The 24,236-nt window shown below is 59.0% G+C and carries 16 protein-coding genes; 13 read left to right on the forward strand and 3 right to left on the reverse strand.

Going from position 1 to position 24,236, the window contains the following annotated elements; translation table 11 throughout:
- The first annotated feature begins 307 nt into the window (after nucleotides 1–307).
- The 12 genes from ACP7BN_RS22050 to ACP7BN_RS22105 all read left to right on the forward strand — a co-directional run bounded on the left by ACP7BN_RS22050 (nucleotide 308) and on the right by ACP7BN_RS22105 (nucleotide 14,364).
- Nucleotides 308–1,351, forward strand: a complete 1,044-nt coding sequence (locus ACP7BN_RS22050) for a methyl-accepting chemotaxis protein (protein WP_420657785.1) — start codon at nucleotides 308–310, stop codon at nucleotides 1,349–1,351.
- A gap of 162 nt (nucleotides 1,352–1,513) precedes the next feature.
- On the forward strand, nucleotides 1,514–1,969 hold the full coding sequence (gene aroQ / locus ACP7BN_RS22055; RefSeq protein ID WP_420647099.1) for a type II 3-dehydroquinate dehydratase: 456 nt from the start codon (nucleotides 1,514–1,516) through the stop codon (nucleotides 1,967–1,969).
- A 24-nt stretch (nucleotides 1,970–1,993) separates the two neighbouring features.
- Nucleotides 1,994–2,452, forward strand: coding sequence for an acetyl-CoA carboxylase biotin carboxyl carrier protein (accB, locus tag ACP7BN_RS22060; RefSeq protein ID WP_420647098.1), 459 nt, complete (start codon nucleotides 1,994–1,996; stop codon nucleotides 2,450–2,452).
- A 17-nt stretch (nucleotides 2,453–2,469) separates the two neighbouring features.
- Nucleotides 2,470–3,828: an acetyl-CoA carboxylase biotin carboxylase subunit gene (gene accC, locus ACP7BN_RS22065; RefSeq protein ID WP_420647097.1), complete on the forward strand. Its 1,359-nt coding sequence runs from the start codon at nucleotides 2,470–2,472 to the stop codon at nucleotides 3,826–3,828.
- A 234-nt stretch (nucleotides 3,829–4,062) separates the two neighbouring features.
- Nucleotides 4,063–4,941: a 50S ribosomal protein L11 methyltransferase gene (gene prmA, locus ACP7BN_RS22070; protein WP_426206065.1), complete on the forward strand. Its 879-nt coding sequence runs from the start codon at nucleotides 4,063–4,065 to the stop codon at nucleotides 4,939–4,941.
- Between the two features lie 30 nt (nucleotides 4,942–4,971).
- Complete coding sequence (locus tag ACP7BN_RS22075) at nucleotides 4,972–6,231, forward strand: DUF3426 domain-containing protein (RefSeq protein WP_426206066.1); 1,260 nt, start codon at nucleotides 4,972–4,974, stop codon at nucleotides 6,229–6,231.
- A gap of 185 nt (nucleotides 6,232–6,416) precedes the next feature.
- The gene (gene dusB, locus ACP7BN_RS22080; RefSeq protein WP_426206067.1) at nucleotides 6,417–7,427 is read left to right on the forward strand and encodes a tRNA dihydrouridine synthase DusB; all 1,011 of its coding nucleotides are present in this window, start codon (nucleotides 6,417–6,419) and stop codon (nucleotides 7,425–7,427) included.
- Nucleotides 7,424–7,744, forward strand: a complete 321-nt coding sequence (gene fis, locus ACP7BN_RS22085) for a DNA-binding transcriptional regulator Fis (RefSeq protein WP_007921650.1) — start codon at nucleotides 7,424–7,426, stop codon at nucleotides 7,742–7,744. The genes dusB and fis overlap by 4 nt, the downstream gene beginning before the upstream one ends.
- An 82-nt stretch (nucleotides 7,745–7,826) precedes the next feature.
- Nucleotides 7,827–9,434, forward strand: coding sequence for a bifunctional phosphoribosylaminoimidazolecarboxamide formyltransferase/IMP cyclohydrolase (gene purH, locus ACP7BN_RS22090; protein ID WP_426206068.1), 1,608 nt, complete (start codon nucleotides 7,827–7,829; stop codon nucleotides 9,432–9,434).
- A 97-nt stretch (nucleotides 9,435–9,531) separates the two neighbouring features.
- A complete protein-coding gene (gene purD, locus ACP7BN_RS22095; RefSeq protein WP_426206069.1) occupies nucleotides 9,532–10,827 on the forward strand; it encodes a phosphoribosylamine--glycine ligase in 1,296 nt (431 codons plus the stop codon).
- A gap of 99 nt (nucleotides 10,828–10,926) precedes the next feature.
- Entirely contained in the window at nucleotides 10,927–13,704 is a 2,778-nt protein-coding gene (locus ACP7BN_RS22100) for a response regulator (protein WP_426206070.1), read from the forward strand.
- Between the two features lie 63 nt (nucleotides 13,705–13,767).
- Nucleotides 13,768–14,364 carry a MarC family protein gene (locus ACP7BN_RS22105; protein WP_420647088.1) on the forward strand — a complete coding sequence of 199 codons (597 nt, stop codon included), beginning with the start codon at nucleotides 13,768–13,770 and terminating at the stop codon, nucleotides 14,362–14,364.
- Between the two features lie 61 nt (nucleotides 14,365–14,425).
- Here ACP7BN_RS22105 and ACP7BN_RS22110 read toward each other — a convergent pair whose 3' ends face one another.
- The 3 genes from ACP7BN_RS22110 to ACP7BN_RS22120 form a co-directional block, all read right to left on the reverse strand.
- Nucleotides 14,426–21,550 (reverse strand): TcdA/TcdB pore-forming domain-containing protein, encoded by a 7,125-nt coding sequence (locus ACP7BN_RS22110; RefSeq protein ID WP_426206071.1) that lies wholly within the window; start codon nucleotides 21,548–21,550, stop codon nucleotides 14,426–14,428.
- 176 nt (nucleotides 21,551–21,726) lie between these two features.
- On the reverse strand, nucleotides 21,727–22,383 hold the full coding sequence (locus ACP7BN_RS22115) for a hypothetical protein (protein ID WP_426206072.1): 657 nt from the start codon (nucleotides 22,381–22,383) through the stop codon (nucleotides 21,727–21,729).
- Between the two features lie 51 nt (nucleotides 22,384–22,434).
- A complete protein-coding gene (locus ACP7BN_RS22120; RefSeq protein WP_426206073.1) occupies nucleotides 22,435–23,247 on the reverse strand; it encodes a hypothetical protein in 813 nt (270 codons plus the stop codon).
- A gap of 214 nt (nucleotides 23,248–23,461) precedes the next feature.
- On the opposite strand from ACP7BN_RS22120, the gene ACP7BN_RS22125 reads away from it, so the two are divergent.
- Entirely contained in the window at nucleotides 23,462–24,112 is a 651-nt protein-coding gene (locus tag ACP7BN_RS22125) for a hypothetical protein (protein ID WP_426206074.1), read from the forward strand.
- Nucleotides 24,113–24,236: the final 124 nt, after the last annotated feature.

Here is a 24,236-nt window from a genome sequence, read left to right on the forward strand (position 1 = left end):
GCTTGGCGTGGTCACCAGCAGCGAGTCCGGCACCGACGATTTCGCCGCGATGATGGGCATCGAGAACACTGAAAAAGCCGTCGCCGAAGATGCCGGCGTCGGCCTCAAACGCGAACTCAACAGTTTGCTCGGCCGCTACCCGGCCGAACTGTCACGCACTCGCGATCAAATACAGAAACGCAGCGAACTCAGCGCGGCCACCCACTTGAAAATCGCCGCTGTGCAGCAAGCCATCGCCGGACTGGAACCGGTGGTGCGCGCCCAACATGGGCAGATCCAGGGCGAAGTCCGTCTGATGCAAGGCGTGATGATCGGCCTGATTTTGTTGATCGCGCTGCTGATCGATACCTTGCAGCGGCGTCTGGCCCGCACCCTGACCAACCTCGCTCCGGCGCTTTCAACCTGGGCCGAGGGTGATTTCAGCGGCGATATTCATCTGGGCAAAACCAACCGTGAGCTGCACGACATCGAAGCCTCGCTCAATCGCTTGCGTGCGTATCTGGTGGACTTGGTCGGGACTATTCGCGGCAATGCCGAACAAGTCGCCGGCAGCAGCCGCACCCTCGCCGATTTGAGCAATGACTTGCACAGCGGCGCCGAACATCAGGCTGGCGATACCGCGCTGATTCGCGATTCACTCAGCGAACTGGAAGCGACCATCCAGCAAGTGGCCGGTGATGCGCGTCAGGCTGCGGACGCCAGTCGGCATGCCGGGCTGGCGGTCGAACACGGCCAGCAAGTCATCGGCCAAAGCCTCACCGGCCTGCATGCACTGGTGGGCGAGGTGCAAGGCAACGCGCAGATGATCGAGCATCTGGCCGAAGAGTCGGCGACCATCGGCGGCGTACTCACGGTGATTCGCTCGATTGCCGATCAGACCAATCTGCTCGCGCTCAACGCGGCGATTGAAGCGGCGCGTGCCGGGGAAATGGGCCGTGGATTCGCGGTGGTTGCCGAGGAAGTCCGCTCACTGGCGCAACGCACTGCCGGCGCCACCGCAGAAATCCAGACACTCATCGCCGGCCTGCAAACCGCTGCCCGGCAATCGGTCGAAGGCATGCGCGCACAAGTCGAACACGCTGAAGCCACAGCCAATCAGGCACAAGCGGCGGACGGCGCACTGGACAAGATTGTCGGCGCGATCCAGACCATTTCCGACACGGCGATCCGCATTGCCGACATCACCGCTCAACAGAGCGGCGCGGTCAGCGAGATCCGCGATCACAGCGAACGCATTCACCAGTTGGGTGGGGATAATTTGCTGCGCATCGGCCAAGGCCGCGAGCAAGGTGAGAATCTGCTGGCATTGGGCGGACAACTGCACACAGCCGTGCAGGCCTTCCGCGTCTGACGCCGTACTTGTCGCGAATGACCGGATTTAATCGCGCGGTCACATACTTTGCGCAAACATCGGTCATCGTGCTGGCTATTGCAGAGAACTGGACAGTCACAAAGTCTTTGCGGCATAGTCGCCGGGTTCTGACGAGGCTCACCCATAACAAGGAACACGCAGATGGCAACGCTACTGGTGCTGCACGGCCCCAACCTGAACCTGCTCGGCACCCGCGAACCGGGGACTTACGGGTCTACGACGCTGGCGCAGATCAATCAGGATCTGGAACGCCGCGCCCGCGAAGCCGGCCATCATCTGCTGTACCTGCAAAGCAACGCCGAATACGAATTGATCGACCGCATCCACGCCGCGCGCGGCGAAGGTGTGGACTTCATTCTGATCAACCCAGCAGCTTTTACACACACAAGTGTCGCTTTACGTGACGCGCTGCTGGCGGTGAGCATCCCATTCATCGAAGTGCATTTGTCCAACGTGCACAAACGCGAACCTTTCCGCCATCACTCTTACTTCTCCGACGTAGCGGTGGGAGTGATCTGCGGCCTTGGCGCCAGCGGTTACCGACTGGCCCTGGAGGCTGCACTAGAGCAGCTTGAACACCAAGCTATACGCCCCTGACCGACCCTTGGGAGTTGATGATTCATGGATATCCGTAAAGTTAAGAAACTGATCGAATTGCTGGAAGAGTCCGGCATCGACGAGCTCGAGATCAAGGAAGGCGAAGAGTCCGTACGCATCAGCCGCCACAGCAAGACTCCGGCGCAGCAGTACTACGCTCCGGCTCCGATGCAAGCTCCGGTTGCTGCACCTGCCGCAGCTCCAGTGGCTGCGGCCGCTCCGGTTGCCGCTGCTGCTCCAGCGCTGAACGGCACCGTTGCCCGTTCGCCGATGGTTGGCACTTTCTATCGCAAATCCTCGCCGTCCTCGCCGTCCTTCGTCGAAGTTGGCCAGACCGTGAAGAAAGGCGACACCCTGTGCATCGTTGAAGCCATGAAGATGATGAACCACATCGAAGCTGAAACCAGCGGTGTGATCGAGTCCATCCTCGTTGAAGACGGCCAGCCGGTTGAGTACGACCAACCGCTGTTCACCATCGTTTGAACCGCGGAGAAACTTTGATGACTGCGAAGTTGGAAAAAGTTCTGATCGCCAACCGCGGTGAGATCGCTCTGCGGATTCTGCGTGCCTGCAAAGAGATGGGCATCAAGACCGTCGCCGTTTACTCCAAGGCGGACAAAGAGCTGATGCACCTGGGCCTGGCAGACGAATCCGTTTGCATCGGTCCGGCGTCTGCCACTCACTCCTACCTGCATATCCCGGCAATCATCGCGGCCGCTGAAGTGACTGGCGCTACCGCCATTCACCCAGGCTACGGTTTCCTCGCGGAAAACGCCGACTTTGCCGAGCAGGTCGAGAATTCCGGCTTCGCGTTCATCGGTCCGAAAGCCGACACCATTCGCCTGATGGGCGACAAGGTATCGGCCAAGCACGCGATGATCGAAGCAGGCGTACCAACCGTTCCAGGCTCCGACGGCCCACTGCCGGAAGACGAAGAAACGGCACTGCGCATTGGTCGTGAAGTCGGCTACCCGGTGATCATCAAAGCCGCTGGCGGCGGTGGTGGTCGCGGCATGCGCGTGGTGCATAAAGAAGAAGACCTGATCTCCTTCGCCAAGCTGACCCGCACCGAAGCCGGTGCAGCGTTCGGCAACCCGATGGTCTATCTGGAAAAATTCCTGACCAATCCACGTCACGTGGAAGTTCAGGTGCTTTCCGACGGCCAGGGCCACGCCATCCATCTGGGTGACCGCGATTGCTCGCTGCAACGGCGCCACCAGAAAGTTCTCGAAGAAGCGCCGGCACCGGGCATCGACGAGAAGGCTCGCCAGGAAGTCTTCGCCCGCTGCGTCAAGGCGTGCATCGACATCGGCTACCGTGGCGCCGGCACTTTCGAGTTCCTGTACGAGAACGGTCGTTTCTACTTCATCGAAATGAACACTCGTGTTCAGGTGGAGCACCCGGTTTCGGAAATGGTCACCGGGATCGACATCGTCAAGGAGATGCTCAGCATCGCCGCTGGCAACAAGCTGTCGTTCACCCAGGAAGACGTGGTTATCCGCGGTCACTCGCTGGAATGCCGGATCAACGCTGAAGACCCGAAAACCTTCATGCCGAGCCCGGGTACGGTCAAGCATTTCCACGCCCCAGGCGGCAACGGCGTTCGTGTCGATTCGCACCTGTACAGCGGTTATGCCGTTCCGCCGAACTACGACTCGCTGATCGGCAAGCTGATCACTTACGGCGCCACCCGCGACGAAGCCATGGCACGCATGCGCAATGCCCTGGACGAAATCGTGGTCGACGGGATCAAGACCAACATCCCGCTGCACCGCGATCTGGTTCGCGACGAAGGCTTCTGCAAAGGGGGCGTGAACATTCACTACCTCGAGCACAAGCTGGCTGCCGAGAAGCACTAAGCTTCGCTGCAGATCAACAAGGCCGCCTTTGGGCGGCTTTGTTGTTTCTGCAGATTACAAAAAACCTGTGGGAGCGAGCTTGCTCGCGAAGGCGGCGCATCAGTCAGCATCAAAGTGACTGGCAATCCGCTTTCGCGAGCAAGCTCGCTCCCACAAAAGCTTTGCGCTCGCGTAAACTTGCGCGCTTCTCGCAGGCCGCTAGGCTGCAATCAATATTTTTCAAAGGTGCCCGCCATGCCTTGGCTGCAAGTCCGTCTCGCCATCAGCCCAGAACAAGCCGAAACCTACGAAGACGCTTTCCTTGAAGTGGGCGCCGTTTCGGTGACCTTCATGGATGCCGAAGATCAGCCGATCTTCGAGCCGGAACTCAACACCACGCCGCTGTGGGCGCACACGCATCTGTTGGCGCTGTTCGAAGGCGGCACTGAACCGGCACCGGTTCTGGCCCATCTGGAACTGCTGACCGGCAGCCCGCTGCCCGAGCATCACAGCGAAGTGATCGAAGATCAGGACTGGGAACGCAGCTGGATGGACGGTTTCGAGCCGATGCAGTTCGGCCAGCGCCTGTGGATCGTGCCGAGCTGGCACGCCGCGCCGCAACCTGATGCAGTGAATCTGCTGCTCGATCCGGGCCTGGCGTTCGGCACCGGTACGCATCCAACCACCGCTTTGTGCCTGGAATGGCTCGACGGTCAGGACCTGAAAGACTGCAACGTGCTGGATTTCGGCTGCGGCTCGGGGATTCTGGCGATTGCCGCCCTGCTGCTCGGCGCCAAGGAAGCGGTCGGCACCGATATCGACGTGCAGGCGCTGGAAGCATCGCGTGATAACGCCGGGCGCAACGGCATTGACGACGAGTTGTTCCCGCTGTACCTGCCGCAAGATCTGCCACAAGTTCAGGCTGACGTGCTGGTTGCCAACATCCTCGCCGGACCACTGGTATCGCTAGCCCCGCAACTGTCCAGCCTGGTCAAGACCGGCGGGCGTCTGGCGCTGTCGGGCATCCTCGCCGAGCAAGGCGAAGAAGTCGCCCAGGCCTATGCGCAGGACTTCGATCTCGATCCGATCGCCAATCGTGATGGCTGGGTACGCATCACCGGCCGTCGGCGCTAGAATGGCCGCCTGCCTAATCCGGATCGTCGCATGACCGACAGCTTCGTCACTCAGTGCCCGCATTGCTCAACCAGTTTCCGCGTCAGCCATGCTCAATTGAGCGTGGCGCGCGGAGTGGTTCGCTGTGGCTCTTGCCTGCAAGTGTTCAACGCGGCCAAGCAGCTGCTTGAACAAAGTGCTGGCAAGGAAGCGCTTGCGCCGGTTGCACAGCCTGTCGCCGAGCCGCCGGTGATTGCCGAGCTGCCGAGCGTCGTCGAACCATCCGAGCCACGCGCCATCAGCCAAAAGCAATGGAACGCCGCCGATCTGGATCTGGACAGCCTCGATCTGGACGAAGAACTCGCTCGCCTCGAACAGCGCGAAATCCAGCCGACCACCGAGTTTGGCCGCGCCCGCGAAGATTCGCTGAGCGCCCGTCGCGACAGTCATGAGTCGGAAGAAGCGCCGTGGTCCGACAGCCTGTTCAGCGAACCGGCCGATGAGCGCAGCCTCAAGCTGGACGACGAACCCAAAGCCGTCGACTACGAACCCGGCAAACCGGCGCGCACCGAGCCTTCGCTGTCGCTGGAGCCGGTGGATCTGGATGACGAACCGCCGATCCCGCAACTGCGCCTGCATGACCCCATCGACCCGAATGCCCGTCGTGAACGCTTTTTTGCCAAGCCTGAAGTTGAAGCCGATGACGACCTGCCGCTGATCGAAGCGCCGCGTCAAAAACGCGAACGCCCGGAAACCAGCGTGCGCGCCGAAGCGCTACACGACCTGACCGATGATCCGCTGCAACTCGACTGGCAGAAACGCCGCTCGCCATGGGGCCGACGCATTCTCTGGCTGTTGCTGATCACTCTGGCCGCCGCCGGCCTCGCTGGGCAATACATCGCCTATCACTTCGATGAGCTGGCGCGTCAGGATCAATACCGCCCGTGGTTTCAGCAGGTGTGCCCGCAAATCGGCTGCAGCGTGCCCTCGAAAGTCGATATCGCCAGGATCAAGAGCAGCAATCTGGTGGTGCGCAGCCACCCGGAGTTCAGCGGTGCGCTGGTGGTGGACGCGATCATTTACAACCGCGCAACCTTCTCGCAACCGTTTCCACTGCTGGAGCTGCGTTTCGCCGACCTCAACGGCCATCTGATTGCCAGCCGCCGCTTCAAACCCGGCGAATACCTCAACGGCGACCTCGAAGGCATGGCGGAAATGCCGCCGCAGACGCCGATCCACATCGCCCTGGACATCCTCGATCCGGGACCCAAAGCGGTGAACTACAGCCTGAGTTTCCACTCGCCCGAGTGAAACGCTTCACCGCTGCGCGCTTGACGGCAGTTTTCTGACTTCGCCCCGGCCAACCAAACCGCTGGCAATAACGGAATAACTGTTCAGATTTTGTTCAATTCAGCCTTTCTCCAGTCATCGAGAGCGGGTATCATGCCAACCCTTTTTCGAACTCTCATGATCCGGCCCCACTTCAGGGAAGTCCTATGTCGGCGGTACGCATCGGCCCATACACATTAAGCAACGGCTTGATTCTCGCCCCTATGGCGGGCGTCACCGACCAGCCCTTTCGTCAGTTGTGCAAACGCATGGGCGCAGGGCTTGTCGTTTCGGAAATGGTCACCAGCGACATGAGCCTGTGGAACACCCGCAAGTCGCGCATGCGCATGATCCACGAAGGCGATCCCGAGCCACGCTCGGTACAGATTGCCGGTGGCGACGCGCAGATGCTCGCGGATGCAGCCCGGGCCAACGTCGAGCTGGGCGCACAGATTATTGACATCAACATGGGTTGCCCGGCGAAGAAGGTCTGCAACAAGGCTGCCGGTTCCGCGTTGTTGAAGGATGAAGCACTGGTTACCGAGATCCTGCATGCCGTCGTGTCTGCAGTTGATGTGCCGGTAACCCTGAAGATCCGCACGGGCTGGGATCGCGACAACAAGAACGGCCTGACCGTGGCGAAGATCGCCGAGCAGGCCGGGATCACCGCGCTGGCAGTGCATGGCCGCACGCGCGCCGATCTGTACACCGGTGAAGCCGAGTACGACACGATTGCCGCGATCAAGCAGGCGGTGTCGATCCCGGTGTTTGCCAATGGCGACATCGATTCGCCGCAAAAGGCCCGTTACGTGCTCGACGCGACCGGTGCCGATGGCCTGTTGATAGGCCGCGCCGCCCAAGGGCGGCCATGGATTTTTCGCGAGATCGAACACTTCCTGCGTACCGGCGAAATCATGCCGGCGCCGGAGCTGGTCGAGGTGGAACGCATTCTGCTGGAGCATCTGGCCGCACTTCACGCCTTCTATGGGGACGTGATGGGCGTGCGAATTGCTCGGAAGCATGTGGGCTGGTATCTCGCAACCTTGCCGGGCGCCAGGGAGTTTCGCGCCCACTTCAATCGTTTGGATGGTACGGAAACACAATGCGCCAACGTTCGGGAGTTCTTCGCCGAGCGTTACAAGAGCCTGACAGGGGACGAAGAAGGGGTGGCCGCATGACGATGATGACCGAGACTTTAGTGAGTGGAACAGCACCCGTGAGCGACAACGTGAATTTGAAACAGCACCTCAATACGCCGAGCGAAGAAGGCCAGACCCTTCGCGGGAGTGTCGAGAAGGCGCTGCACAATTATTTCGCCCACCTTGAGGGCGCTGCCGTCACGGATGTGTACAACCTGGTGCTCTCCGAAGTCGAGGCTCCCCTGCTCGAAAGCGTGATGAACTACGTCAAGGGCAACCAGACCAAGGCCAGCGAGCTGCTCGGACTCAACCGCGGCACGCTGCGCAAGAAACTCAAGCAGTACGATTTGCTGTAAGCATTCAATCAAACCAGAAAGGCGCCCGCGTAAAACCGGTCGCCTTTTTTGCTGACTTCCTTTGCTTTTGATGGAAATTGAGATGACCGACCAGACTACCCGCCTGCCGATCCGCCGCGCCTTGATCAGCGTTTCCGACAAGACCGGGATCCTCGAATTCGCCAGGGAACTGGAAGCCCTGGGCGTGGAGATTCTTTCCACCGGCGGGACCTTCAAACTGCTGCAGGACAACGGCGTGGCCGCAGTGGAAGTCGCGGATTACACCGGTTTCGCAGAGATGATGGACGGTCGGGTGAAAACCCTGCACCCGAAAATCCACGGCGGCATCCTCGGTCGTCGCGGTATCGACGACGCGATCATGAACGAGCACGGCATCAAGCCGATCGATCTGGTTGCAGTCAACCTGTACCCGTTCGAAGCCACCATCAACAAGCCAGGCTGCGACCTGCCGACCGCTATCGAGAACATCGATATCGGCGGCCCGACCATGGTCCGTTCGGCAGCAAAAAACCATAAAGACGTTGCGATCGTGGTGAATGCCAGCGATTACGCCGACGTCCTGCAAAACCTGAAAAGCGGTGGCCTGACCTACGCGCAGCGTTTTGACCTGATGCTCAAGGCATTCGAGCACACCGCCGCCTACGACGGCATGATCGCCAACTACATGGGCACCGTGAACCAGGCCGCTGAGACCCTCAGCACGGAAGGTCGCAGCGAATTCCCGCGCACCTTCAACAGCCAGTTCATCAAGGCTCAGGAAATGCGCTACGGCGAGAACCCGCACCAGAGCGCGGCGTTCTACGTGGAAGCCAAGCCGGCCGAAGTCGGCATCGCTACCGCCACCCAGCTGCAAGGCAAAGAGCTGTCGTACAACAACGTGGCTGACACCGACGCAGCGCTGGAATGCGTGAAGAGCTTCGTCAAACCGGCCTGCGTGATCGTCAAGCACGCCAACCCGTGCGGCGTGGCCGTGAGCCCGGACGCTGAAGGTGGCATTCGTCAAGCTTACGAACTGGCTTACGCCACCGACACCGAGTCGGCGTTCGGCGGCATCATCGCTTTCAACCGTGAACTGGATGCTGAAACCGCCAAGGCGATCGTCGAGCGTCAGTTCGTTGAAGTGATCATCGCCCCAAGCGTCAGCGAAGAGGCCCGTGCCATCGTTGCCGCCAAAGCCAACGTGCGCCTGCTGGCCTGTGGCGAGTGGTCGGCTGACCGCGCCGCTGCCTGGGACTACAAGCGCGTCAACGGCGGCCTGCTCGTCCAGAGCCGTGACATCGGCATGATTGGCAGCGAAGACCTGAAAGTCGTGACCAAACGCGCCCCGACCGAACAGGAAATCAACGACCTGATCTTCGCCTGGAAAGTTGCCAAGTACGTTAAATCCAACGCCATCGTCTACGCCAAGAACCGTCAGACCATCGGTGTCGGCGCTGGCCAGATGAGCCGTGTGAATTCCGCGCGTATCGCCGCGATCAAGGCAGAGCACGCAGGTTTGCAGGTGGCCGGTTCGGTCATGGCTTCCGACGCATTCTTCCCGTTCCGCGACGGCCTGGACAACGCGGCCAAGGTTGGCATCACTGCGGTGATTCAGCCGGGCGGCTCGATGCGCGATGCGGAAGTGATTGCTGCTGCTGATGAAGCCGGCATCGCCATGGTGTTCACCGGCATGCGCCACTTCCGTCACTGATACAGCTTGATCCAAATGTGGGAGCTGGCCTGCCAGCTCCCACAGAAAAGCAGCTTCAGTGCTGCCCACAGAATTAGCGTCATCCGAGGTTTTTGAAATGAATGTTTTGATCATTGGCAGCGGTGGCCGTGAACACGCTCTGGCCTGGAAAGTGGCTCAGGATCCGCGCGTGCAGAAGGTTTTCGTTGCTCCGGGCAACGCCGGCACCGCGATTGAAGCCAAGTGCGAAAACGTCGCCATCGACGTGCTGGCCCTTGAGCAGCTCGCCGATTTCGCCGAGAAAAACGTTTCCCTGACCATCGTCGGCCCGGAAGTGCCGCTGGTGGCTGGCGTGGTTGATCTGTTCCGCGCCCGTGGCCTCGATTGCTTCGGCCCGACCGCCGGTGCTGCGCAACTGGAAGGCTCGAAAGCCTTCACCAAGGATTTCCTCGCGCGTCACAAGATCCCGACTGCCGATTACCAGAACTTCACCGAGATCGAGCCGGCCCTGGCTTATCTGCGTGAAAAAGGCGCACCGATCGTGATCAAGGCTGACGGCCTCGCTGCCGGTAAAGGCGTGATCGTCGCCATGACCCTGCAAGAAGCCGAAGACGCCGTGCGCGACATGCTCGCCGGCAACGCTTTCGGTGAAGCCGGTTCGCGTGTGGTCATCGAAGAATTCCTCGATGGCGAAGAAGCCAGCTTCATCGTCATGGTCGACGGCAAGAACGTTCTGCCGATGGCCACCAGCCAGGATCACAAACGCGTCGGCGACGGCGACAGCGGCCCGAACACCGGCGGCATGGGCGCCTACTCCCCTGCTCCGGTAGTGACTGCCGAAGTGCACAAGCGCGTGATGGATCTGGTGATCTGGCCGACCGTGCGCGGCATGGCTGACGAAGGCAACGTCTACACCGGGTTCCTGTATGCCGGTCTGATGATCGACAAGGCCGGCAATCCGAAAGTCATCGAGTTCAACTGCCGCTTCGGCGATCCTGAGACCCAACCGGTGATGCTGCGTTTGCAGTCGAGCCTGGTGTTGCTGGTCGAAGCCGCACTGGCGCAGGCGCTGGACAAGGTCGAAGCACAGTGGGATCCGCGTCCGAGCATCGGCATCGTACTGGCCGCTGGCGGTTACCCGGGCGACTACGCCAAGGGCACGCCGATCAACGGTCTGGACGCGGCAGCTGCGCTGGAAGGCAAAGTCTTCCACGCCGGTACTGCGTTGAAAGACGGCCAGGTGGTGACTGCCGGTGGGCGCGTACTGTGCGCCACCGCAATGGGCGCCAGTGTCGGTGCTGCGCAAGAGCAGGCTTACAAACTGGCCAAGGCCATTGACTGGGACGGCTGCTTCTACCGCAATGACATTGGCTACCGCGCCATTGCTCGCGAGCGCGGCGAAACCCAGCAATAAGCTACGCTGTGTATCCGGTAAGGGCTCAAGGCTCTTGCCGGACTGTTGCGACGCGGCGCATCGTTATAATCTGGCATCAACCTACGAAGGGATTTCGCCGTGCGCTGGCTCAGGATTGCCATAGGCTTCACCGTCACTTTGCTGACAATGCTCTGCATGCTCCCGGCCCTGGCCGCGCAAGGCAGTGGCTGGTCGGTATTGCTCGACGATCAGGGCAACCTGCAACTGAGTGACATCCGCTCCGCCCGCTACACCAATCAATTCAGCCCCATCGACCTTGAGCGCCTCACCGCGGCCGAGCCCGATGGAGCGTTGTGGCTGCGTTTCAAACTGGCGCCCGGCAAGCATGAGCAAGTGCTGCGAATCTTCGCCCCAGACCTGTCACACCTCAATCTCTACGTGCTCGACGGCGACAAGCTGATCGAGCAACGCGAAACCGGCACCACCCAACCGCAGGCCGAGCGGCCACTGCCGAGCAGCGACTTCATGCTGCCGCTGCCGCAAACCGACAAGACCCTCGACGTTTACCTGCGACTGGTCTCCGATCACCAATTGCGCCCGTACATCACTTTGCAATCGGCGGTGATGAGCGCGGCCAGCCAGAATCAGACGCTGATCTACGGCCTGTTGTTCGGCTGCCTGATCATGCTGATCCTGCACAACCTGATCCGCTACGCGTACACCCGTTCGCGCAGCAGCCTGTGGCTGGCAGTGTGTGAATGCCTGCTGGGGCTGAGCCTGCTTCTGCTGCTCAATCTGGCCGGCCCGTGGCTGCCGAACTGGCACGCAATCCAGACGCCCGGCGCCTATCTGGCGCTGCTGCTGACCGCCCCTGCAGGCCTGATGTTTGCCCTGCGTTTTTTCGCCCCGCTCGGCGCGCATCCGCTGAACAAGCTGTTGCTCGGCGACATTCTGTTCATCGTGATCTGCAGCTTGCTGCTGTTGTTCGTCAACACGCTGCCGCTGAACATCATCACCTACGCCTTGGTAGCACTGGCCGGTCTGAGCATGTTGCTGGTCGGCTTCTATCACTGGCAGAAAGGCTATCGCCCGGCGCGGCTGTTCGTGGCGGCGATGGTGGTGTTCAACATTGGCACGCTGATCATTCTTCCAGCCTTGCTCGGGCTGACACTGGTCGCGCCGCAAGGCCTGATCATGGTGCTGATGGGCTTCATCTGCATCAGCGGCCTGCTGATGAGCATCGCCCTGGGCGAGCGCCAGCGCAGCATCACCGAGACAGATTTCAGCATCAGCCGTGATCTCGCCGCGAGTAACGCCGAGATCAACGCCAAAGCCGAATTCCTCGCCAAGATCAGCCACGAGATCCGCACCCCGATGAACGGCGTGCTGGGCATGACCGAACTGCTGCTAGGCACGCCGCTGTCGGTCAAGCAACGTGACTACGTGCAAACCATTCACAGCGCCGGCAACGAGCTGCTGACCTTGATCAACGAGATTCTCGACATCTCGCGACTCGAATCCGGGCAGATCGAACTGGACGATGTGCAGTTCGACCTCAACGCGCTGATCGACGATTGCCTGAGCATCTACCGGGCCAAGGCCGAACAGCAGAACGTCGAGTTGATCAGCTTCATCCAGCCGCAAGTGCCGCGAGTGATCAGCGGCGATCCAACGCGACTGCGCCAGACCCTGCTCAGTCTGCTGGAAAACGCTCTGAAGAAAACCGATGAAGGCGAAGTGCTGGTAGTCGTCGCCCTCGACGAACGCAGCACCCAGCCGCGCCTGCGCATCGCAGTGCAGGACAGCGGCGAGCCGATGCCGCAGGAAGAACGCGACGCGTTGATGCACGCCGAGTTGCACAGCAAACACTTCCTGTCGGCCAATCGCCTGGGCGGCAATCTCGGGCTGGTCATCGCGCGGCAGTTGATTCGTCTGATGCAGGGCGAATTCGGTATCAAGAGCGGTGCGACTCAGGGCAGCACCTTGTGGCTGACCTTGCCGCTGGATCCGGATCGCCTGGAACACCCGACGTCTGATCTGGACAGTCCGCTGCAAGGTGCGCGGGTGTTGGTGGTTGATGACAACGACACCTGCCGCAAAGTCCTGGTGCAGCAATGCAGCGCCTGGGGGCTGAACGTCAGCGCCGTGCCATCGGGCAAGGAAGCGCTGGCGCTGCTGCGCACCAAGGCGCATCTGCGTGACTACTTCGATGTGGTGTTGCTCGATCAGAACATGCCCGGCATGACCGGCATGCAACTGGCGGCCAAGATCAAGGAAGACCCGAGCCTGAACCACGACATCCTGCTGATCATGCTCACCGGCATCAGCAATGCGCCGAGCAAGATCATCGCGCGCAATTCGGGGATCAAACGCATCCTCGCCAAACCGGTGGCCGGCTACACGCTGAAAACCACGCTGGCCGACGAATTGAACCAGCGCAATCGCGGCCAGGTAGTATTCCAGCCGCAAGTCGTCGGCCCGGCAACCGCAGTAAAAGTACCAAGCGATTTCCGCATTCTGGTGGCCGAAGACAACACGATTTCGACCAAGGTGATTCGCGGCATGCTCGGCAAGCTCAACCTGCAGCCGGACACCGCGAGCAATGGCGAAGAGGCCTTGCAGGCGATGAAAGCCCAGCGTTACGACCTGGTGCTGATGGATTGCGAGATGCCGGTGCTTGACGGTTTCTCCGCCACTCAGCAACTACGCGCATGGGAAGTCAGCAACCAGCGCATTCGCACGCCGATTGTCGCGTTGACTGCGCACATTCTCGCCGAGCACAAGGAGCGCGCGCGCCAGGCCGGGATGGACGGGCACATGGCCAAACCGGTGGAGCTGTCGCAACTGCGCGAGCTGATCGAACACTGGGTGGCCCAGCGCGATCAGCAAAACCGTGCGACGACCCTGCCGTCGTGAGCCGACAGACCCGATAGCGCCTGATAGACTCCCCCCGACTTCTCCCGCCAGCGAGCCCGCGCCATGCTCCATGTGTTGTTCAGCGTTTACCTGAAGATGCTGGTGCTCTACAGCCCGTTCTTCGTGTTGTCCTGCTTTATCAGCCTGACCCGAGGTTATTCGCGCAAGGAACAGCGGCGTCTGGCCTGGAAAGTGGCTACCGCCACATTGGTCTCGAGCGTATTGCTGTATCTGTTCGGGCGAGTGATTTTCGACGTGTTCGGCATCACGGTGGATGCGTTCCGCATCGGCGCCGGCAGCGTGTTGTTCATTTCGGCGCTGGGCATGGCCCAAGGCAAATCGGTGGTGCAGACCGATAACGTGCAGCAGGACGTGACCATCGTGCCGCTGACCATTCCGCTGACGGTCGGCCCTGGCACCATCGGTGCGTTGCTGGTGATGGGCATCAGCCAGCCGCACTGGGATGACAAACTCACAGCGATCATGAGCATTGCGCTGGCCAGTTTCACGGTCGGGGTGGTGTTGTATCTGTCGAACCGCATCGAGCGGATTCTTGGCGATCAGGGTTTGCAGATTGTCAGCCGCTTGATGGGGCTGTTCGTGTGCGCGCTGGCAGCGCAGATCATCTTTACCGGGGTCAAGGGTTACCTCGTACCCTGAACCCGCACACTAAAAGACCGCCGACCTTGCAGTCGGCGGTCTTTTGCTGCGCCGAGTGTCCTCAGCCAGACGCGTCTGCGGTATTGCGTGCCTTCAATTCATCCAGCAGCGCTTTCAGCGTCACACTGTCCGTGCCCTTGCGCGCTTTCATCCCGCGCGCCAGAGCCGACACTAGAACAGGCCGCAGCCCCTGCACTTCGAGCATCGCATCGCCACGCAACTGAGTGTCGAGCGCATAGGCATTGCGAAAAAGCACACAGTGCTCGGCGTCAGGATCGACCACCACCAAGTGTTCCTCGACCATGCCCACTTCCAGCTTTTGCGGTACATCTGGTGACCAGATCAGCCTGCTCATTACCACGGGCTTGCCAGCCAGCGGATGCCGGCAATCGACGACCATCGCATCCAGCCTGCGCGACAACGCCTGAGTCAAATGGCACTTCATGAAGCCGCCCCCCATGCGCACCACCAATGTGCGTACATCATCAGGTATCAGTGGTCGCAGATCGTGCGCATCCACCCGTCCTTCAATTACCAGCACCTCGGCGTTGCGCTCGACGTAATCCAGCGGACCGATCTGACGCTTGCTCGGATGACCCTGGACCAGACGCTCCTGTGGTTCATGCAACAACACATCGGTGTGGCGCCGGGTACCCAGCAGCTCGAAGTCCGCAGGCAAGTCGGCGCTCGCGACCCGGATCAGCCGCGCACTGTCGACGATATACCAGCGCACGCTGGCGTCCTGTGCGGCGACGGAAATGAACGGTCGATGGGACTGCATCTCCAGCAGCGCCTGCAGATCGTGGGTCAGTTGCTCACTGTGCGCCGCCACCCAATCGCGCCCCACACCGGCAATGGTCGGTGGCTCGCCGAATTGCAACTCCAGCACCACGTCATCAAGGGTCGTCCCCAACAGGCCGGCACCGTCAATCCGCACATCGGCAAAGTGCCATGGCGCCCACTGTCGCTCAGGTTTGGGCAGCACATCCGCCTGCAATAGCTGTGTACCGGTGCCGAACGCTTGATCGAGTTGCTGCGAATCGATAAACGCCTGGCGCCAGATTTCCCCGCTCGCCGCCTCGAACAGCCACGCCGACTGGTTATCCGGCGTTACGCCGAGCAGGCGTACATCCGCCTGTTCTGCCGCGCATAACAGCAAACGATTGTCGACGTACCAGCCGTGCAAGCGAGCATCATTGGCGGCATTGGCCACGCCGACAATGGCGAACGGTTCAACGCCATGTTTGTTGGCCACTGCCTGCAGTTCGAGCCACCATTTGGTACGTCCCTTGAGCCACTGTTCTCCCAGCCCGGCGAAACGCACTTCACCGTCGGCGCCGATTGCAAATGACAGTCCGCCCCTGGTATTTGCCAGATAACCATCGTCCTGTACTGCAATCTGTGTCAGTCCGTCGGGCTGCACCCAACGCTGCGACCATTGACCTGTTCCCTCAACCACCGCGTGCTGCACCCGACACAGGCGCTGCAATTTACGATCGTAGATAACGAATACATCGTTATCATGGGCCACCGTCAGCAACATCAGATCGTTGAGGTTCTGGATCGAATCCGCCCAGCCACGGGCACGATGAAGTACCGGCACCGGGCGAATGATCAGATCGTCACGGGTGCGGATCCAGGCCATGTCCCGAGCGTTATCTTCAATCTTCCAGCAGACCGAAACGTATGCCGCCAGCTGCCAGTCGACCGTGGCGTATTTTTTCTCATGCGGCGCCTTGAACACGGTGTGTTCACCCAGCACCGGGGCCCAGTCTGCCAGCGGTGCAGTGTCATCAAGCAGCGCGTCGAATGTCGGCTCAGCGCCACGGGTGATCGAACTGAGCCACAGCACGCCATCGTGAATCAGGTAATTGATTCGCTCCACAGAGCCATCGACATGGGCATACTCCTGCATCACATGGACCACGCCGTGGCTGTCCGCTTCGACAGTGCGAATGGTGCTTTCGCTCTCCTGTCTGACTAGCAATCGATAGCGATGGCTGAGTAACCCGGTGTCCGCATCGACCTGCCAGATGTCATAACTGCTCGGGTCATGGAAAAACGCCGACTCGCCGACCACCACCGACAACAGAATGTCCTCACCCGACACTTCGTCATCGCGCACGTACAGGATTCGGTCCTCGACCGCGTCATACCACCCGGTGATATATCGCGGCGCGTCGGGTTTCTCGAACGGAATCAGGTAATCATGGATGGGCGTATAGCGCAGGGTAAGCCGATGGGCGCGGGCCAGCGCTTGCAGGTGATCCTGCAATACCTGCGCGTCCACGCCTTTGGGCGGCTCATCCTGCAACAGGTTCAGCACGCCGCCGGCAATCCTGAACAGCTTGCCGTTTTCCACCAGCACAAACAGCTCGGGCGCGACGGTCCCGGTGACCTCGAACTGGCAATCCTTGACACGGAATTGGCCACTCTTGCCGAACACGATGTCACTTTCGCGCGCCCACGGCGCGACGATGATCCAGCGATCCTTTTGCGCAGCGCTGGCTTCCAGCGCCACGTTGACACCGGGATTGAGCACCAGCGTGCAAGTGCCTGCGCCGCCCTGTAACCGATAGGAAATCTTGCCATGCCAGGGCGTCGGTATCACCGGCACGACCAGTTTTCGCTCAAGAGCATCGAGCTTGACGCTGATCTCGACCGGTCGGTAATCGGGGTAAATCTGATAGACGATGTAGTGACTCGGAAAGGAATAGAACGAGAATAGAAACAGCCACTGGCCATCCGGCTTTTTCTTCTCCAGGCGCCGGGCGATGTCGAAACCCTGATCGTGACGCTGCGAAGCGAACGGCAAGGTCTGGTACACGTAGCGGTAGCAGTTCAGAGGGGTGCAAGGCAAGACGATCGGCTGTCCGGCGGGCGGTGCGAAATTCATCTCGTCGGGATAGCCCAATTCCGCACTGAGATTGATCGCGCGTGAGTAATCGCCCTCGAATTCGGGCACGCCGAAATGATCGCGCAGCGGGTACAGTCGGGTGCTGTCGAGCTGCAACTTACCGGTGCGCAAATCAAGGTGCTTGATGATCAGCGATGGTCGTGGCAGCCAGGCGCCCTGTGTGCCGTTGTAGGAATAGCCGTCGGCGTGATGCGCCTGTTCCAGCTCGGCGAAAAACAGACCGACCGCTTTCGCTTCCTCAGCGATCATCGCGTAGTTCTGCGCCAGTGCAGCCACGCCGACGGCCAGCCCACCGAGGATCACCCCGGCACCGCCGAGCACCGCAGCCGCTGTACCCGCACCCAGTAATGCCGCGCCCAGGCCAGCGCCGGTCAGGACCAGACTCGCCGCGTCAAAACCCAGCTGGGTGCCGTAGGTCGCAGTCTCGACATCATTCTGCGCATTCACCAACTGATAGATATCAAAGCCGACATTGGCCAGCCCGAGTACCGCGCCGAGACCTTCATTGGCCACATGCCCCGCAGCGCCGACGGCTTTGCCAGCCAAGGGACCCAGTGCCTCACCGACCACCTGCGCACTGGTGCGGGCGATGATTTTTTCATCACGCAACGCCGTTTGCACCAGCCCGATCAGCCCCGCCACATCCACCACATTGCCGTGCACCAATTGCGCGTAATTGACGTAGGCATGCCACTGCACGGCGGTGGTCAACGTGCGGTCAGCGCCTTCACGGGTGCGCAGGGCATTCATCAATGCCTGAACGGCGAATCCGGCATTCAGGGTGTGAATCGCAGCAGCTTCGGTCGGGTCTACCGGTGCGTTAGTGCGCGCAGGTTTTTGCGCCAGCGTCGAGAACAGCTCGGACAAATAGCCCTTGATGCGCAGGAGGCGACCGTCGCGGCTGATGACCGTAGCAACATGCTCGCCGCTTTTCGGGTCGACCATGCTCACGCGATAACTGCCCTCTGGGGTCACCTCCAGCGAATCGAACAGTGGCACAAGGGGCGTCACCGATTCATGCCCCTCTTGCAAGCGCGACGTCACGTCGGCGATCTGCTCGGCCCACCAGTGGTTATCGAGTTTCAACAGCGAGCTGCCCAGGCGCGGGTTTGCAATCAACGATCGTCCGTGAGCACTGTTGACCCGCTGACGCACAGAGCGCGCCGGCATACCCGGCAATGTGCCCTCTTCAAGCAGATGCGCTACCTTGACCTCGGGCGACAGTTCCAGCTCGGCAACCTGTTCTGCGTGCACATCAATCAGATCGAACTGCGGCAGGCCAGGCTGACCGAAAACGGCATAGTGTTCCGCCAGGCCCGGCACCTTGAAAAATTGCGTGACGGTGGCCTTGAAAGTGTCTGCCGAGTTGAACTCGAACAGACCGAAATTGGGATCATAAAAGTGATAAGTGGCCGCCGTGCCTTGCACTGTTTTGGCCACCAGCATCGAGTGATTGTCCGAGTTGAGCATCAACGTCCGGGTGCCAGCAGACTCCTCGACAGTCGCGACCACCTTGTCCAGATCGACCCGCCCCAGCACCGAGCCGACCTCGCTGATTTGCACACTTCGCAATTCCTCAAGAGCAGTCAGGAAGGTGACCGAATCGGAGGCCGCTGGCTCGTCGACCGCAAGGTAAAAACGCCCAAACAATTCTCGCGTTGACATCTCACCCCGTGCGAGCGCGGCACTCATCGCCAACGCAAGCGGGAAGCAGCGGCCGGCCGGTGTGCCATCCTTTTGGGCAAGCAGCATATCTTGCGGCACCATCCTGCCAGTCTTCGCGATAGCCTGATCGAGCACCTGCTCCAAGCGCTCCTTGACCTGTTCGCGATACTCCCGAGTTGCGACTTCACGGATTTTCGCCACTTGGCGTCCCCATTCGAACAGGGTCACGGCCGAAGACAGCGCCGTTTTTTTCAGGCTCAGCGAACTCGGCGAACGCGTCGGGTGTTGCTCGAGCGGACTGTCCAGCCCGGCCTTGAACGATGGCGTCATCCGTGCGGCGAGCTGCTTTTCAATCACGGCATAGCGTTCCGCCGTGCCGCGCTCGCGGACGCTGTTGATGAGGTTGTCCTGCGCAACGCTCAGCGCCGCAAAACTCCGGTCATCCAGCGTTGCTGCCCCGAGCAACCCACCCAGCGTGAGGCGCTGCAAGGGACTCAGTTGCTCGAGGTGAAACTTGTTCTTGCCCAGACGGATCAGCACCTCGTCCAGTGCCAGGCCTTGAGTCTCTTTGGTGCTCAAGGACGCTGGCGGCCGCAGCCGCAAGTCCTGGCCGCGGATGGTTTGTCGATCATCGAAACCCAGCGGCAACCGCTCGGTAAACACCACGGGGCCATCGTGGCTGCTCATCATGGCCTTGGTGAAAGGTTCGCCAAGTTTGTCGGCCATGCGTTGCAGCAGTTCAGTGTTCAAAACATGCCGGCCTTCGATGATCGGCCAGCCGAGTTCGAATTCGACAGTCGAGTGCTTGAGCAGCTCAGTGATATCACCGGTGTAGCGGGTTTTGAATTGCCCGTCGCGCCATTGCTGCTTTTGGGTTTCCACCCACTTGGCGGCATCGGTTTCGTTTTCTTTCCAGGAGTGATCCTGCTCCTCCTCCGTGGAGCGATTGACCGTACCCAGTGGCTCGATGCCCAACTCGGCATGCGATGCTTCGGCCGCCCTGGGCGTGAGATTTTCCTGCGCATAATCTTCCATGCCCAGGCGCATCCCACCCGGACCGGTCAGATGGATCGTCCCTTCTCGCGCAGGAAGGATCCCGTCGCTGAAGTATTCGGCAATTGCCATCTCCAGCCGCTGCATCGCCACCGCTCTGGTGCCGGGCAATTCCTCCAAAGGCCCGAGCCGACGCACGATCTCGGCATCCGCCAGCTCAAAGTTGGCCTGGGCGTCATCTGGCGCAATACCTTTAGCCATAGCGGCATTGGCGACTGCGTTGATGACATCAAAATTGAAGCGCAAGCGATCCAGCACCGACTGCACCATCGGTGCGTTGGGATGAGCCATCAGCCAGGCGTTGCTCAGAGACCCCTCTTCGGCCACTGCGCGCAACATATAGGGGCGTGCCAGCAGGTCGCTCGGCGCCTGGAAAACCTGATCCAGGGCGGGCGCACTTTTGGCAAACGCTTCAAGCGCTGTGCGGTGTTCCTGAGGAATAAACTGGTCAACGTTCTGGTAACGATCACGTATTGCCTGCCGCCCCGGCATCCAGTGCGGATTGTGATCCAGCAGCAATTGCGTGATGGCCCGTTTGCTCGCGGGTTTGAACTTACTGATATCCACACCGCCCAGCACCTTCAACAATGGTGGGAGATTATCGACGTCAGAGTACATGCCGCCCTCTGGCAGCATTGCCTCCAGCCGCACCACATCGGAACCGCCAGCAAGATTGCCACGCAACCCCATTTCCTGATCGTAAATGTCCTGCAGTTGCATGGGAGTCGCCGCACCGGCCAGATCACGCAGTTCCAAGTCACCACCGCCCACTTCCTGCAAACTCTTCAGGTTGCGCGCTTTGAGTGAATGTAGATCCTTGGCCTGCTGGCCATACGCCCGGCTCAACAACTGCACCCGGGCTTCATCGGCGGATAACCCGCCTGCACGTGCTGCATTGATGTGCGCGAACATCTGCTGTTTCAGAACAATGGCGCGCGCCACATACAGCGCTTCAAGTTGCTCTTGCGTAGCGCTATCGACTCCACCGCTTTGCATGCTGTGCACTTTGGCAGCGTCAACCAGCAGTTTCGTGGTCTGATAAGCCAGCAGCGCATCGCTGTCATACCAAAGGTTGATTTTATAGCCTTGCCCGGCCAGTACTTTTTTCCACAAATTGATGTAATCACGCTGAATATCGCCAAGCCCGCCACCAAGCCAGACGAAGTGCAAAATTTTCGGTACTGGCGTCGCGGCTGTTTTCATCAGCTCGAGGCTGTAATTCAGGCGCGATGCAAATCCGTCGACCCGGTCACTGATTTCCGCAAGATCGGGCGCCGTTTCTGTCTCCGGGCTCGGCGCAGGTACATTCTCCGCATCGCGGCGCTTACGTTGCGCACCAAACTCTGCAAGCGCCTGTTTGAACAGGGCCAGCGGTTGCACCAATCGTGGTGAGTCAAGCAACCCGATACAGGCGAAGTAATAGCGGATTACGGCGTCATATTGCCGGGTGCCTTTATGTGGCAACAACGCTTGCTCAAGGTCACTGAGTTTGAATAGATTAACGAATTTCACATAACCGCCGTCGCCGCCAGACTCTTTTGCACCCTGCATGAATACAATCCTTTTGTATAAAAAATGATTTTTATAAATAAACCAACAGACAGATGAAAGCCTCGCGACAGAAACAACGAACCTGATGACGAGGCTTGATCGATATATAAAAACAAAGAACAACCAGACAAACATGCTCAACGTAACGGCCAATCAAAGCGCCAGAGAATTTACTTCTACGCTAGAAGAGCGACACTTGCCTGACGCTGCATATCCAACCATTGCACTATATCCTCGCGAAACTCCGAATAAATATCCGGATTAAAGCGTGCAGCAATGAACTCAACTCTCATACCACTCTCTGCGGGTGCCGCCCCGAACAGATTATTTAGTGAAGCGTGCCCGTTACCTTCAGTGCTTATGAAAGAAACCGATACCATTTCAAGAAAACCATTGGCGTCGACGATAAAAAACTGCATCCGCACCGTGTCATGATCCGCCGCGATGTACTCTTGAAATTTCTCCACCACTGGCGACGACTCCGGTAGTACGAAGAGCATCTTCATAGCGCTTGAAAGTCTGTCGCACTGGTTTACAGACAGTCGCTTTTCCAGAACATCGACCAGCGCCTCTTCGACTGTAAATCCGTCGCGCTCGGCAAGGTATGGCTTACTATCTTGTTGCCGGTGGTCATATATGCTCCAGCCGCAGGCTGCCAGGGTTTCATGGAACACCTTATCCCATCCAGCGTCCCCCATATCTTCAGTGATGTCGTTGCAAGCACACAGCTGTGAAAACAGAATGCTATCCAGAACATCGTGCTTCAAGCCGCTCGCCAGCACCCGCGAGAGCAAAACCAATCCGCCCGCGCAAACATAAGCCGAGTAATCCATAAACCCCTCCCGTGAGTCGCAGGAGGACAGCCTCCTGCGACTCATCATTGATTAAGCCTTACGACGACTGAAACGTTTGCTCAGAACTTCTTTGCGATGCTGTCCGAGATAGTTTTCAATATCATCCTTGTATTCAGCATATTTCGCCGGATTGAATGTAATAAATGCCTTACCGTGAAAAAGTTTTCGCGCAGAGGTTTTCCAGTCAACAAAGAGCACACCGCCATTATTTTCCTTGCCATCTTCACTCAACGTGGTGGCTGCGGCGATCAGAAGCCCGTTGGCTTGTTGCTCGCACGGAATGAAGGACATACGCATGCCTTTAGGCGTTTTCACCTGATGGTTAAACAAATTCAAACTGTCGCCGTCGCTTTTCAGGCCATCAATCGTTGTGCCCACTACCGTGCCGAGGATCGTGGCTGCCGGTGTGCTGGCTACCACGCCATCCAGGATGCCCTTGACGATATCCTTGATGACCAGTTCGGCTTCCACTCGGATGGTTTTTTCAGAGTACTGGGTATAACCGGAATCCGCGATAAAGCAGCCGAGGCTCCTCAGGCAGTCAACAAATTCCGCATACCAGTCCAGCGTATTTGCCGCATCAGGTACTAGATGGTTCGCCTCCATGATCGACATATTCATTATATTTTCAATGATCGCAATATTGTTCAGCGACATATTCCCCCCGTAACCTACCAGTGCGTTGCCCAGCATCACGGCATCCAACTCCTTGGTTGGACCAGTGTCTTGCACCGCCGCAATCCCGCGCGAACGCAGAATGCTACCTGTTTGCAGCAGACGTCGGGCAACACGCGCCTTTACATCTTCCAGTTGAACAACACCGACCGCGTCGACTTCTTTCATGTTTTATTTATCCTTGAGTGATTGAAATTCGCGTCTTGCGAACTGTCGCCAATCTAATATGAATAACAAAACACCAACAACAGGTAACTGGTTGCCATATATTGGCAACACCCAATTACACCTGAAAACATTCCGACTTAATCCAGCGAAGAATGCGATTCAATTATCTCTCAGGGCTTGCAATCATAACCCTTCATTTTCTTGAGGAATAAACATGAATAACCAAGCCCCAACTGGAGAGATTACAGGCTCCAATCTTATTTCGGTCATTGGTTCAATCTCCCTCGAGGACCATGACGAAATGACCAATTGCACCAGGCTGGCAACTACATCGGCAAACTTGATCGCCACTCGTTTCGGCCAACCGAAAGAATGGTTCGATGAGTATATGAAGACGCTGCACTACTTAGGCTGGAGAGCGATCGACGACAGTTACACCATAACTACCCATCATGACGTATCGGGCAGTATCGGCGACTTCCTCGTTGCGAGTTCGGATACTGGGAGAGACCCGCAACAAGCGAATGCGATGATCGACACACTCGATTCCTTGCAGAATAACACTGCAGCGACGCTGTATCTGGACACCGAAACAGGCCTTGGTAAAAAGTTTCAGGTAATACCCTCGCGCTATGACGCCAGAGGAAACCTACATATCGCTGTCAATTCGCTGGAGCTGATTAGCGAAGTGAGAAAAGGCGGGTTCCTCTTCTGGAACTGGCAACAACAATCCGCAAAGCTTGTGCAAAAACGCGCTTACTTAAAATTAAACAGGCAAGTGTTTGAGACCATGAGAGAACAAATGGAAAGCGAACTTCGCAAGATCACGATGCAACGCTTCGCCTTGAGAAAGTCTCGCTCTTGATGCCATGAAATGGCTGCGCCCCCGCAGGACAGCAGAAAATCGCGCCCCTCGAGACTAACGGTGTTCGGGGAGCGCGACGTAATCATCGAAGGCCTGCTTTGTGCGACTGACTAGAGGCGGAAAG

The organism is Pseudomonas sp. TWP3-1 (assembly GCF_049896625.1).
Lineage (GTDB): Bacteria > Pseudomonadota > Gammaproteobacteria > Pseudomonadales > Pseudomonadaceae > Aquipseudomonas.

What these genes read in the sequence shown, in the direction of transcription:
- prmA (WP_426206065.1), top strand. Translation starts at nt 4,063, where the DNA reads ATGCCTTGGCTGCAAGTCCGTCTCGCCATCAGCCCAGAACAAGCCGAA.
- ACP7BN_RS22115 (WP_426206072.1), bottom strand. Translation starts at nt 22,383, where the DNA reads ATGGATTACTCGGCTTATGTTTGCGCGGGCGGATTGGTTTTGCTCTCG.
- ACP7BN_RS22105 (WP_420647088.1), top strand. Translation starts at nt 13,768, where the DNA reads ATGCTCCATGTGTTGTTCAGCGTTTACCTGAAGATGCTGGTGCTCTAC.
- ACP7BN_RS22075 (WP_426206066.1), top strand. Translation starts at nt 4,972, where the DNA reads ATGACCGACAGCTTCGTCACTCAGTGCCCGCATTGCTCAACCAGTTTC.
- accB (WP_420647098.1), top strand. Translation starts at nt 1,994, where the DNA reads ATGGATATCCGTAAAGTTAAGAAACTGATCGAATTGCTGGAAGAGTCC.
- ACP7BN_RS22125 (WP_426206074.1), top strand. Translation starts at nt 23,462, where the DNA reads ATGAATAACCAAGCCCCAACTGGAGAGATTACAGGCTCCAATCTTATT.
- aroQ (WP_420647099.1), top strand. Translation starts at nt 1,514, where the DNA reads ATGGCAACGCTACTGGTGCTGCACGGCCCCAACCTGAACCTGCTCGGC.
- accC (WP_420647097.1), top strand. Translation starts at nt 2,470, where the DNA reads ATGACTGCGAAGTTGGAAAAAGTTCTGATCGCCAACCGCGGTGAGATC.
- dusB (WP_426206067.1), top strand. Translation starts at nt 6,417, where the DNA reads ATGTCGGCGGTACGCATCGGCCCATACACATTAAGCAACGGCTTGATT.
- ACP7BN_RS22120 (WP_426206073.1), bottom strand. Translation starts at nt 23,247, where the DNA reads ATGAAAGAAGTCGACGCGGTCGGTGTTGTTCAACTGGAAGATGTAAAG.
- purD (WP_426206069.1), top strand. Translation starts at nt 9,532, where the DNA reads ATGAATGTTTTGATCATTGGCAGCGGTGGCCGTGAACACGCTCTGGCC.
- fis (WP_007921650.1), top strand. Translation starts at nt 7,424, where the DNA reads ATGACGATGATGACCGAGACTTTAGTGAGTGGAACAGCACCCGTGAGC.
- purH (WP_426206068.1), top strand. Translation starts at nt 7,827, where the DNA reads ATGACCGACCAGACTACCCGCCTGCCGATCCGCCGCGCCTTGATCAGC.
- ACP7BN_RS22050 (WP_420657785.1), top strand. Translation starts at nt 308, where the DNA reads ATGATCGGCCTGATTTTGTTGATCGCGCTGCTGATCGATACCTTGCAG.
- ACP7BN_RS22110 (WP_426206071.1), bottom strand. Translation starts at nt 21,550, where the DNA reads ATGCAGGGTGCAAAAGAGTCTGGCGGCGACGGCGGTTATGTGAAATTC.